This is a genomic window from Gordoniibacillus kamchatkensis, from assembly GCF_000829455.1.
Taxonomy (GTDB): Bacteria; Bacillota; Bacilli; order Paenibacillales; family NBRC-103111; genus Gordoniibacillus; species Gordoniibacillus kamchatkensis.
Genome location: NZ_JXAK01000031.1, coordinates 70,891 through 82,305 on the forward strand (window position 1 = coordinate 70,891; position 11,415 = coordinate 82,305).

At 56.3% G+C, this 11,415-nt stretch carries 11 protein-coding genes and 1 pseudogene; 4 read left to right on the top strand and 8 right to left on the bottom strand.

The genetic code is table 11. The annotated features are described in order from the left end of the window. Positions 1 to 186: 186 nt before the first annotated feature. The 6 genes from SD70_RS39845 to SD70_RS18060 all read right to left on the bottom strand — a co-directional run bounded on the left by SD70_RS39845 (position 187) and on the right by SD70_RS18060 (position 4,931). On the bottom strand, positions 187 to 522 hold the full coding sequence (locus tag SD70_RS39845; RefSeq protein ID WP_331436810.1) for a FadR/GntR family transcriptional regulator: 336 nt from the start codon (positions 520 to 522) through the stop codon (positions 187 to 189). Continuing rightward, positions 516 to 917 (bottom strand): FadR/GntR family transcriptional regulator, encoded by a 402-nt coding sequence (locus SD70_RS39850; RefSeq protein WP_331436811.1) that lies wholly within the window; start codon positions 915 to 917, stop codon positions 516 to 518. The genes SD70_RS39845 and SD70_RS39850 overlap by 7 nt, the downstream gene beginning before the upstream one ends. 19 nt (positions 918 to 936) lie before the next feature. Continuing rightward, positions 937 to 1,179: a hypothetical protein gene (locus tag SD70_RS18045; protein ID WP_041048922.1), complete on the bottom strand. Its 243-nt coding sequence runs from the start codon at positions 1,177 to 1,179 to the stop codon at positions 937 to 939. Positions 1,180 to 2,104: 925 nt separating this feature from the next. Next, positions 2,105 to 2,317 (bottom strand): hypothetical protein, encoded by a 213-nt coding sequence (locus SD70_RS18050; RefSeq protein ID WP_041048923.1) that lies wholly within the window; start codon positions 2,315 to 2,317, stop codon positions 2,105 to 2,107. Between the two features lie 105 nt (positions 2,318 to 2,422). Then, a complete protein-coding gene (locus SD70_RS18055; RefSeq protein WP_231571283.1) occupies positions 2,423 to 3,322 on the bottom strand; it encodes a M14 family metallopeptidase in 900 nt (299 codons plus the stop codon). A gap of 403 nt (positions 3,323 to 3,725) precedes the next feature. After that, positions 3,726 to 4,931: an MFS transporter gene (locus tag SD70_RS18060; RefSeq protein WP_041048944.1), complete on the bottom strand. Its 1,206-nt coding sequence runs from the start codon at positions 4,929 to 4,931 to the stop codon at positions 3,726 to 3,728. A gap of 154 nt (positions 4,932 to 5,085) precedes the next feature. Here SD70_RS18060 and SD70_RS18065 point away from each other — a divergent pair, with 154 nt between their 5' ends. Then, the gene (locus SD70_RS18065; protein WP_041048924.1) at positions 5,086 to 5,874 is read left to right on the top strand and encodes an AraC family transcriptional regulator; all 789 of its coding nucleotides are present in this window, start codon (positions 5,086 to 5,088) and stop codon (positions 5,872 to 5,874) included. Positions 5,875 to 5,951: 77 nt separating this feature from the next. On the opposite strand, the gene racE is transcribed toward SD70_RS18065, so the two are convergent. Then, positions 5,952 to 6,761 (bottom strand): glutamate racemase, encoded by an 810-nt coding sequence (gene racE / locus SD70_RS18070; protein WP_041048925.1) that lies wholly within the window; start codon positions 6,759 to 6,761, stop codon positions 5,952 to 5,954. A 207-nt stretch (positions 6,762 to 6,968) separates the two neighbouring features. Then, positions 6,969 to 7,514, bottom strand: a complete 546-nt coding sequence (locus SD70_RS34990; protein ID WP_231571284.1) for a polysaccharide deacetylase family protein — start codon at positions 7,512 to 7,514, stop codon at positions 6,969 to 6,971. On the opposite strand from SD70_RS34990, the gene SD70_RS33525 reads away from it, so the two are divergent. The 3 genes and pseudogenes from SD70_RS33525 to SD70_RS18090 all read left to right on the top strand — a co-directional run bounded on the left by SD70_RS33525 (position 7,491) and on the right by SD70_RS18090 (position 11,263). Next, positions 7,491 to 7,883, top strand: coding sequence for a universal stress protein (locus SD70_RS33525; RefSeq protein WP_231571285.1), 393 nt, complete (start codon positions 7,491 to 7,493; stop codon positions 7,881 to 7,883). The two genes, SD70_RS34990 and SD70_RS33525, sit on opposite strands and share 24 nt — an antisense overlap. Positions 7,884 to 7,911: 28 nt before the next feature. Further along, positions 7,912 to 10,566 carry a sensor histidine kinase gene (locus tag SD70_RS34995; protein ID WP_231571286.1) on the top strand — a complete coding sequence of 885 codons (2,655 nt, stop codon included), beginning with the start codon at positions 7,912 to 7,914 and terminating at the stop codon, positions 10,564 to 10,566. Further along, a pseudogene (locus SD70_RS18090) lies at positions 10,563 to 11,263 on the top strand (response regulator). Before SD70_RS34995 ends, SD70_RS18090 begins: the two are co-directional and overlap by 4 nt. Positions 11,264 to 11,415 lie beyond the last annotated feature (152 nt).

The window sequence follows — 11,415 nt, forward strand, 5'->3', positions numbered from 1 at the left end:
TCCGTTAGGACGAGCGCGTTTCCCGGCTTTAAGCTGGCTGAGAGACGCCCCGCACATTGGCTTGCCGCTACTCTCCCAGCTTAACGCCGATGCGATAAGCTGGCTGTGCGACGCCTGCCCGTTGCTCGCCGTTTACTCCTCCAGCTTAACGCCTAGTGGCGGAATCAGCCTGAGTATAGGCGATGCTTATACTTTCTGCTGGAGCAAAAAAGGCTCCAACATCCGCTCCACATGAAGCAAATGATCGCGCATCGCCTGCTGCGCCGCTTCCGGAGAGCCGTCCCGCACCGCGCAGTAAATCGCGCTATGCTCCATCCACAGCTGCTTCGAGACCGCTTTGTCGGCGTACATCTGCAGCCGTCTCGTTTCGCGGATCGCAAGCTCCATCTGGCCGGATATCGACTCGAGCAGCCGCATCATAATCGAGTTGTGCGTTGCCGCCGCGAGCGTCCGGTGAAACTCGACGTCGGCCCGTTCTCCTTCTTCTTCGTTGCCGAGGTTCGCCTCCATCGTCTTCAGCACGCGCTCGAACGAGGCAGATCGGCTTCCGTCCGCTTGGCCGCAGCGATGCCGGCGTTCGCCGTCTCCAGCGCCTTGCGCGCTTCCAGCAGCTCCAGCACCGACTCCTTGCTGAGCAGCAGCGTTGCCAATTTCGGCAGCTGCACGTCGCCAGGCTCAACCTTGCGCACGTAGCTCCCTTCGCCCTGATGAATGTCCAGCAGCCCTTTGGCTTTTAACGCGCTCAGCGCTTCACGAATCGTGGAGCGTCCGACTTGGTACGACTCGGACAGCTCTTTCGTCGACGGCAGCTTGTCCCCGGGCTTCAGGACGCCGCCGGCAATTTGTTCTTCCAAATGCGCGGCAATTTTTTCGTAAATTTTGCGGTTTTCGAATTTTGGATATTCCATCAAAGCCATGACCTCATACTTTCTCCCGTTACAAATGCGGATATTTGCGTTCCGTATAGGAAGCGAACCAGCCCGTCAGCAGCAGCGTCACGGCAATGTCGTCGAACGGCAGGCCCGGCAGCGCATCCGGCAGCACCCAATAAAGGAGCACGGGTACGACAAACAGCAGCTTCACGCGGAGCGGCACTTGCGGCGACCGGATGATGCGCCACACGCGAGCGACGGCCCGTCCCCATCTGCGCAGCGACCACCACCGCACCGTTTTGAACATTCGCGTTCCCTCCTTATTGCGGGCAAGAAGTGTATCCGTAGTATAGGCTTCCGGGAGCGACGGTAAACTTGGCGCGTGCCGGGCTGCTGTTCATGCGTGTTGCTTGGTTAAATGCATGCTTCGGTTGATCTTCATGCGTGTTGCTTGGTTCTGGCTTGCTTCGGTTGTCCCGCATGCGTGTTGCTTCGGTTGCTTGCTTGCTTCGGTTGTCTCTCATGCGTGTTGCTTGGTTCTTGCTTGCTAAAGCTACGGTTCAGGCTATCATTCAGTCCTTATCGTTCGACAATCGCCGTCGCAAATCCTGCCTCCGCCCGGTTTTGCCTGCAAATCGCATGAATATCCCAAATGCAGGGGGAATCCGGCTCGCAGTTCCGAGTCGACGTGATCTAGGAAGTTACCCAAGCGCCCAACCGCATATCCGTTCGACATTGCGGTGAAATAACGAACATGTTCGTTAGTTAGCGACTTTCATGACGGATCCGGAGCCGGTTTTATGGGGAAAAGACGATCAGCGACTGAAAATTCCATGCAGAGAGAACAAACGTCTTAGCTAGCGAATGTCAGGGCTTTAAACGCCGTTATTCGTCGTTTCATTCCCAATCAGCGCCCCCCAAGTCGTTGAATTAAGAACCTTGGACTTTGTGAAGATTGCTCCTGTCCGGCCCCATCGTCTTCTGTTTCACCATCGTACAGAGGCGAGGCCTTCCTTGCAACCTCATGCAACAACACCATGCCGGCCCCAAGAGCATATCCGGCTCCATAATAAGAAGCTCGCCCACCAAACCCCGCCCTGCAGCCGGCGCTCGCTCTGCCCAATAAAAGACAAGCGAGTTGCCCGATGAATACAATTTTCAAAAAAGACCGGTCTGCACAGCCTCGAGGCGGCAGACCGGTCTTTTTGCCGCGCTGCTTGCGGCCTTGCCCTTCAGTTGACCCGCTTGCGCGTCAGTATGCAGGGTACCCCTCTGCCGACCGCGCCCGGCTGCGACATCCGCGCCAAATAATCGAGGCCGCGCGCGCACGGCGTTTTGCATACGGCGCACGTGGCCGAATCGACAATCCTCATCGTGTATTGGGCCCGTCCAGAAGCGCCTTCCTTTTTCTTTTTCGGTTTATGCCCGCCCTTGCTTCCCGCCATCTCTGTGCCCTCCTCCGAAACGTGTATGCAGCAATATATGGTGAGCGGGAGCCCATTGGTGCAAGGGCGGCTCGGACATTTTTGCCGGGACTGGCCGCATCGGCGTCAATCTTCCAGCAGTTCGCCGATGATCGCCCTAGCGGCTCCCAGCAGCTGCGGAAGCTGCGATACGGGAAGCGGGTTGACGCCACAGCCGAGCTCGATCGTAAAGCCGGGCCGGCGGTATAGCTGAATGAACCAATCTTTGTACCCGGCGTCGCTGTCCGCCAGCTTCACGGCTTTATAGCCGCTGGCGGCGGCCATCCGCGCGGCGAGAACTTCCGCTTCCGGCGGTTCGCATTCGCGGTAATTCCAATAAATTTCTTCGCCCTGCGTGTGCAGCGCCATAGCCCGGTGAAAATCCACGTCGAGAGTAAGCAGCGCGATCGCCTGCGCCTCCGACTCGGTGAGCGGCGCTTCTCCGCCGTAATCGCGCGGGCCAGGCTCCGGCACAAAGCGGCGGGCACGCTCCTCCTCCCAATGGGCCGGAAACTGATCGTTCAAATCAATCCCGCGAATGTTCGCTTTCCAGCCGCTAAAATCGCAAGAGCCTCCATTCTGCGCGAGCAGCCCGCACTGCAGCGGGGGCGCAGAACAAGGGCCATGCAGCACAAGTTCGACCCCGTCCGGATTCACCATCGGCACAAGCCACAGCGTATTGTTTGCCAGCAGCCGCCGGGCGGACCGTCCGGCGAACAAGGAATTTTGCTCGTCGGCGCCGGCCAGCTCCTCCAACACGCTCATGAGCACGAGGGAAGTAATCCATTCGTTGGCATGGAACGCCGCATTGATATGGACGCGCCTAGGTCCCGAGCCGAGCCGCACGCACAGCAGCTCTCTCCCCATCACGCTGCAGCCGAGCATTTCCGTCCGCAGCTGGCCGTACCGCTGCGCCAGCAATGCCAAATCGCGCCGAAACGCGCCGTAATCGTAAGCCGCTGCCGACTCGACAATAGATCGTTCCACCTCGCCCGATCCTCCCCTGCAACGTTTCGTTGTGCTACAGTGTATTCCGCCGGCAAGCAAGAGGAGACGGTTTACGCCGTCCTTAAGACGAACGCGTTTCCCGGCGTTAAGCAGGCTGTACGACGTTAGGTGCGTTGTTCACCATTTCTCCTCCAGCTTAACGCCAAAGCGTTGAGCTGGCTGTACGACGTTAGCCTTGTTGTTCACCATTTTCTCCTCCAGCTTAACGCCAAAGCGTTAAGCAAGCTGTACGAAGTTAGCCTTGTTGCGCGCCATTTCTCCAGCTCAACGTCTCGTAGCGGATTCCGCCTACGTATAGGCGCAGCTTATACTTACCGATGGAGCGATAAAAAAACCGGCATAGAGCCGGTTCATTTCCTATGATTGGTACGTGCGATTCGCGTCAGCCGCGCCTGTCCTTCGGCAGCAAAAAGGCTACGATGCCCAGCAGCGGCAAAAATGCGCAAAGCCGGATGACGAGCGTCACGGAAGTCGCATCCGCAAGCCATCCGAGAGCGACGGATCCGATGCCGCCCATCCCGAACGACAGCCCGAAAAACAGTCCCGCCACGGTGCCCACTTTGCCCGGAAGCATTTCTTGCGCGTAGACGATAATGACCGAGAAGCCCGACATCAAAATCAGGCCGATCGGCACGCAAAGCAGCAGCGAGGCGGTTGGACCGGCGTAAGGCAGCAGCATGGCGAACGGCGCGGTGCCGAAAATCGAAAACCAGATGACGCTCTTCCTGCCGATCCGGTCGGCCAGCGGACCGCCGAGCAGCGTACCGAGCATGCCGGCAAACTGCAGGACGAACAGGCACAACTGGGCGTTAGCGAGCGGCAGCCCGTACCGGTTCATGTAATAGAACGAATAGAACCCGTTCATTCCGGCCAAATAAACGAACTTGGAAAACAGCAGCAGGATGAGCACGCCGATGACAAAAACGGTCGTTTTCCGGTCGGCTTGTCCGCTTAGTTTTGCCGGCTGCCGTACCGTCTTCTCTTTATGGCCCACGCGGTCTATCGCGATTCCGGACTTATACCAACGGCTGACCCCGATTTGGATTGCAATGCCCGCCAAGGCAAGAAGCGACAGCCACACAAATCCTTGCTGGCCTTTTGGAACGAGAAGAAGGGCCACCAGCAACGGTCCGAGCGCCTGGCCCGTATTCCCCCCGACCTGGAAAACGGACTGGGCAAGCCCTCTGCCTTTGCCTGCGGCCAAATGGGCGACGCGCGAAGATTCCGGATGAAGCACGGACGAGCCGATACCTACAGCCATGACGGACAAAAGCAGCGCGGTCATATTCGCGGAACTGGCCAAGCCGATCATTCCGGCAAGCGAAAATATCATTCCTGCCGGAAGCATGGCGGGCATCGGCCTTTTGTCCGTATAGTAGCCGATGAGCGGCTGAAGGAGCGATGCCGTGACATTCAGAACGAACGCCACCCATCCGATTTGGCTGAAGCTCAAATTCATTTGTTGCTGAAACAGCGGGAACCCGGCCGGAATGACCGTTTGCATCGCGTCGTTGAACAAGTGTGCGAGGCTCACTCCGACAAGGGCGTACATCGAGTACGTCCGCGTCCGTTCGGCCGCTTGCTCCATGCGGAATTGCGGCGCATCCGTTGACGATTGCGGCAGCATAAGCGTCTCTCCTCCTTCTTTTTTCTATATCTTAAAAAAGCGAGAGGTTGATGTCGTCGCGAATGTTGCTACGAAATCAAGCAATTTTTGCTATACTGTCATCAGGTGAACGTCTATGCAAATCCGAATCAAGACGCCCGCGATGGAGCTGTGGCGCATCGAGGACGAGTTTACGAACGACCCCCACTTTCATGACGACCGCGTTCAATTGACCGTGCCCATTCACGGCACGTGCCAGTTTACGCAGGAACGCCGCGAATATCGGCTCGGCGAAGGGTGCGCCCGCGTGCAGCACCCACGCGAAGAGCACCATTTTCGGCTCGGCGGCAAGTCCGGCGTCATCATCATTCAGCTGCAGTCGGACCGGATGCCCGAGGGCTTCCCGGCAGACGGGCTGGCTCCGAGGCCGTATATTAACGCACAAGAGCTGCAGGTCCGGTTCCGGGCATGGGCCGAGCAGCTGCTCATGCGCGATGCTGCGGACCCGCTCGCCCAGCAGGAGACGGAATCGCTTGTGGTCTCCTACATGAGCCGCGTTCTGACAGGAAGCATCCCGCCAAGCGACGGCCCCCTTTCCACGCCAAACAAGAACGATCCGCACATCGCCCGCGCAATCGAGTATATCCGGGCCCGCTTCCGCTCTTGCTTGACCGTTGACGAGCTGGCGTCGGTCGCGCTGCAAAGCCGGTATCATTTTATACGCTCGTTCAAATCGGCCACCGGTTTGTCGCCTTACCAGTACGTGCTGCAAGTGCGGATCGAGGAAGCGAAGCGCCAGCTGCGGACAACCCGGATGTCGGTTACGGACATTAGCTTGAGCCTCGGATTCGCGAGCACGAGCCAGTTATACCGGGCGTTCCGGACCGCCGTGGGCATGAGCCCGGAGCAGTTCAGGTCGCTTTAAAGCCAAAAACCCCGCTCGCTCGAGCGGGGTTTTTGAGCTTGCCGTCGCGCTCCGGGAGCGGCGGGGGCAGCTCAGGATTATACGATATTGGGCACTTGCCAGATGACGGGCGTGATCGAGATTTGCTCGGACAGCCACGTTTGGGCGATTTGTTTGAACAGCGCGGGATCGCCGCTGCAAAAAAACTGATGAAGCGGAATGTCCGCCGACTCCGATAGCAAGCCCTTATGATAAAGGATGGCGCTCACTTCGCGCGCCGTTTCGTCTGCGGAAGAAATGAGCTTTACCCCTGGCCCCATCACCTGCCCGATCGCATCTGCCAGAAACGGGTAATGGGTGCAGCCGAGAATGAGGCAATCCATCGGCACATTCATGATCGGCTCCAGCGAGCTGCGCACGACGTCTTCCGCTTCATCGGCGCCGAACAAGCCGCGCTCGACGAAGGGTGCCAGCCGCGGGCACGCCAGGCTAAACACCTGAAGCCCCGGCGAAATACGCTTTAGAGCTTGCTCGTAGGCGCCGCTGCGAATCGTGCCTTCGGTCCCGATAACGCCGATCATGCCGCTTCGGGTCGACTTGATGGCCGCCCGTGCGCCAGGGTGGATGACGCCGACGACCGGAATGCCGACATGCCGGCGAATATCGTCCAGCGCTACCGCAGTGGCGGTATTGCAGGCGATCACGATCATTTTCGGCGCAAATTGCGCGAGGTAGTCAACGATTTGCCGGGTGAACAGGCGCACCTCGTCGGCGGGACGCGGCCCGTAAGGCGAGCGGGCGGTGTCGCCGAAATAGATGATTTTCTCTTGCGGAAGCTGCCGCATAATTTCTTTCACAACGGTTAAGCCCCCGACGCCTGAATCTAAGATGGCTATCGCATGCTGCACGGGTCCACGCTTCCTTCTCCACTTTGATGGTGAGGCATCCCTGTAACATATGCCTGACGGCCCGGCAACGTACCGGAGGCACGTTCGGGCGGCGCATGTCGGATTGCTGTCACAAAGAGACAATACGATATGTTACCTCATCGCCGCCCGGGAGGCAATACGCCGTTATATCCAGAACATTGCCTGCGCGGAGTGCGCGCCCGAGACTTAAGACCGGGGCGGGGCTTGCAAATGGTCCACCGTATCGAATTCGTATCCTTTGTCCTTGATCGCCTTGATGATTTTGTCCAGCGCCTCGATGTTTTCCTTCGACCCTTGATGCATGAGGATGACGTTGCCGTCATGCAGATTGGCCATGATATCGTTCAGCGGATCGTCGGGATGCTTGCGCGGCTCCCAATCTTTCATCGCCGTCGACCAAAATACGGACGTATAACCGAGATCGGATACGAGGCTCAGCACATGGCGGTTGTAACGACCGTAAGGAAAGCGGAAAAACGGCTTAACGGCGCTGCCCGTAATGTCCTTGTACAGCTTCTCGAAATCGGCGATCTCCTTCTTGATCTCGTCGTCGGAAAGCGTATTGAAATCGCGGTGCGTCATCGTATGATTGGCGACAAGGTGCCCGTCCGCGACGAGCTGCTTCAGGAACGCGGGATCTTTCTTGAGGTTATACCCGGCGAGGAAAGCTCCCTTCGCGGCCCGTGGCGGCGCAAGGAGGTGATTTTCGTGTGCGTCAATTCCACTCCTCACGCCGATCGTTTGATTCGCCGCGGATTTCGCACCGCCTACAGGCTGAAAGCCGCCTGGTATGTCAATTATGTGCATGCAGGAGGACCGTTATCCGAGGAACTCAAGTTAAGACTCGAGGCGTTTAAGAAGCTGACGGTTCGCCTCGGCGGAAAATTCATCGTTCACGAGGGCCAGTACGCGCAGAAAATTGCCGAAGTGCTGCGCATAAAGGCGGATGAAGTGGAAGCTACGCAGCTGGTAATCGGCCAATCGAAGCTAGGCTTCTGGGAAGAGCTGTGGAAAGGCTCCGTGGTGAATCGTCTTATCCGTCAATCCAGGCATAGAGATGTCTTAATTGTAGCGGATTATGATCCGAACCTTGCGTTATAATGAACTGGAGCAAGAGAATCGGCAGGATGTGAGACAATTGGTATCAGAGCTTGCGAAGAGAGGGAAATTAACGCTGTTTCTCGGCGCCGCCGCCGGCGTAGGCAAAACCTATGCCATGCTGACCGCTGCAGAGAAGCAGAGAGAGCAGGGCATCGATGTTTTGCTCGGATGGATGGAAGCGGCCGCTTACCCCGATACGAAGAGCTTGAATGCCAAGCTTCAATTCCCTGTCTTGTCCAAGAAGAACGGACTCATGGATACGGAAGGAATCATTCAAAAGCGTCCCGGGCTCGTTCTGGTCGATAACCTTGAACCCGTAAACGGGCCGAACGCCATGAGGCCGAAGCGTTACTTGGATGTAGAGACTATTCTGGGCCACGGCATTGACGTGTACGCTACGCTCAATATTCAGCACGTGGAAAGTCTTAACGATATCGTCTCGCGGATTATCGGCTGGAACGTGGTGGAGACAGTACCCGATACGTTCCTCGAGCAAGCGGATCGCATCCAATTGGTCGATGCGCCGACGGATGAAATCATACAGCGATTCAATCGTGCCGGACTTAACGAGAGTGAAAGAGAAGCTCAGCGGAAATTTTATCGCGCTGGCAACATCGACGCCTTGCGGGAAATGGCATTCCGTTATGCCGCGCAGCGGGTTGACAGTCAGCTTGAGCAATATATGCAGGCAAAGAAAATTTCCGGTCCTTGGCCCGTAGCCGAAAAGGTCATGGTGTGCGTGAGCGCCAGCCCCTTCTCGAAGCAGTTAATTCGCATGGGGCGCCAAATGGCCGCGGGCCTCAAATCGGATTGGATTGCCGTGTACGTTCAAACGCCGCAAGGGTTTTCGAAAGACAAGGAGAAGCAGGATCAGCTCTCACGGAATCTTCAGCTGGCGGAAGAGCTTGGCGCAGAGGTCGTCACCATATCGGGAAATCATATCGCCGAAGAACTGCTTTCTTTAGCGCGCAGCCGCAATGTGAAACAAATGATTATCGGGAAGCCGCTCCGGTCCCGGATCGGGGAATGGCTCCGCAGTTCCGTTGTGGAGCAGATCATTCGGAACAGTCATGGCATTAATGTCCATGTCATCCCTGCAAGCCTCAAGTCTGACCAGGAACCGAGAGCCCCGTTACGGGGCTACCGGTCATTTTCCCTGAAGTCGTATGCCTGGATCACGGTAAGCATTGCGCTTTTAACCGTTATCCTCCATCCTTTCGGGCTGACGTTCGAGTTAGTGAATATAGCGCTCTTGTATTTAATCCCCGTATTGTTAAGCGCTGTTTATGGAGGAATCGGGCCATCCTTTTACGCGGCGGCCTTAGGCGTCCTGGCTTTTGATTTCTTTTTTGTACCGCCTTTCCTGAGCTTTACCGTAGCGGATTTGCGTTATTTGGTCTCCTTTGTCGTGTTTTTGGCGGTAGCTGCATTAACCGGAAGTCTGGCTGCCCGGTTGAAGGAACAGCTGCGCTTCTCGAAGCAAAGAGAAGCACATACGGCCTCGCTCTATGCGTTGAGCCGACAAATGAGCGCGATTACAGACATTCATTCCCTTCTGGAGAACGTTTCCCGGCAAGTATCCCAGATGGCCGGCACTCCGGTTGCCATTTATTTGCCTGATGACAAGAACGAACTGAGATTATCGGCCTCTTCTTTCGTACACTCCCAGTTGGGGCAGTCCGATTCGGAAATGGTCATCGCAAAGTGGGTTTATCAGCATGGGGAAATAGCGGGGAAAGGGTCCAACACGTTGCGAGAATCGTCGGGACTTTACGTTCCATTGCGTACCGAGGACCGTATATACGGAGTCTTATCCGTCAATCTCGAGAGTTCGCATGCCGTTCTTTCGCCTGATACCGTCCGCTTGTTGGAGGCTCTATGTGGGCTTGCCGCAAGCGCAATTGCACGTGTCAAGCTGGCCGAGGAGGCGAAGCTTGCGCATTTGATGGCGGAATCGGAAAAACTTCGGACGGCATTGCTCGATTCCGTCTCCCATGAGCTGCGAACGCCGCTGGCGACCATTATCGGTTCCGTGACAGGATTAATCGAAGGAGATCGGCTATTCTCGCCTGAGGATCGGCTGGATCTGCTCGCTACAATCCGAGACGGGGCACTGCGCATGAATCGCCTTGTTACGAACCTGCTCGGCATGGTCAAGCTGGAAAGCGACATGCTCCATCTGCGTAAAAAATGGTGCGATGTTGAGGACATTATAGGGGTCGTGCTTGCGCAGGTGAAGGATTTTCAGCAGCATCGAAACATCCGAGTTGAGTTGCCGGATCATATCCCGATGATTCTCGGAGACGAGGTGCTGCTGGAGCAAGTGCTGGTTAATGTCATAAGCAATGCCATCAAATTTTCCCCTGATTATAGCAACATCGACGTATCCGTCAAGACGGAAGAGAGCAGTGTCGTTATCGCCGTCGCGGATGCCGGAATCGGTCTCGCGGCGGCTGACCGGGAACGCATTTTTGACAAGTTTTATCGTGCCGAAGCAACTAGACATGTACCCGGCACCGGCTTGGGACTGGCGATTTGCAAAGGAATCGTCGAACTGCACGGGGGGTTAATTACGGCACAACCGAATGTTGACAGAGGAACGAAGGTTATGATTTCTTTACCCTTGAATGAAGAAAGCAAACCGAGTCCGCTACCTCCAGAGGGGGAAACCGAACAACCATGACAATCACCGAAAATGGGGCGCGCATTCTGGTCATTGATGACGAGCCCCAGATACAAAAGCTGCTTAAAGTCACCTTGCAGGCCCATCATTTTGAAATTCACGAAGCAACCACCGGAGAAGACGGCGTATTGCAAGCGTCATCATTCATCCCGATTTAATTGTGTTGGATCTGGGTCTCCCCGATATGTCTGGAATGGATGTCCTTAAGCGTATCCGGGACTGGTCGAGTGTACCGATTATTGTGCTGACGGCGAAGGAACGCGAAGAAGACAAAATCACCGCATTGGAAGGCGGGGCTGACGACTACGTCACGAAACCGTTCAGCATGGGAGAGCTAGTAGCCAGAATTCGCGTGGCGCTCCGCCATGTGGCAAAATCCGTGAACGAGCCTATCCTTCAGTTCGGCGACCTCGTGATCGATTTGGCTCACCGGGCGGTTGAACTTAACGGTGAAAGGTTGAAGCTGACGCCGACAGAGTACGATCTCCTGAAAATATTAGCCGCCAACGCCGGTAAGGTGGTTACTCAGCGGCAGTTGCTTCAGCAAGTCTGGGGCGGCCATCACCATGAATCGGACAGCCATTATTTGCGCGTGTACATCGGCCATTTGCGGAAGAAGCTGGAGGAAGACCCTACCAGGCCGAAATATATCGTCACGGAGCCGGGGATAGGGTACAGGTTTCTTTCTCGTAATTAGGATTAGAGAAGTCGCCGTCCTCCGGTTACTTTCGCCGCATGAGTCTATCGTTAAGTGCACCGCTGTCAATAGATTGGACACATAGAATCGAGAAAATCACGCAGCTGTGTAGTACATACGTTCTCGTTGATTGGGCGTGAAGTACCCGATGG

What these genes read in the sequence shown, in the direction of transcription:
- SD70_RS39850 (WP_331436811.1), bottom strand. Translation starts at nt 917, where the DNA reads ATGGCTTTGATGGAATATCCAAAATTCGAAAACCGCAAAATTTACGAA.
- SD70_RS18045 (WP_041048922.1), bottom strand. Translation starts at nt 1,179, where the DNA reads ATGTTCAAAACGGTGCGGTGGTGGTCGCTGCGCAGATGGGGACGGGCC.
- SD70_RS18050 (WP_041048923.1), bottom strand. Translation starts at nt 2,317, where the DNA reads ATGGCGGGAAGCAAGGGCGGGCATAAACCGAAAAAGAAAAAGGAAGGC.
- SD70_RS18065 (WP_041048924.1), top strand. Translation starts at nt 5,086, where the DNA reads ATGCAAATCCGAATCAAGACGCCCGCGATGGAGCTGTGGCGCATCGAG.
- SD70_RS18060 (WP_041048944.1), bottom strand. Translation starts at nt 4,931, where the DNA reads ATGGAGCAAGCGGCCGAACGGACGCGGACGTACTCGATGTACGCCCTT.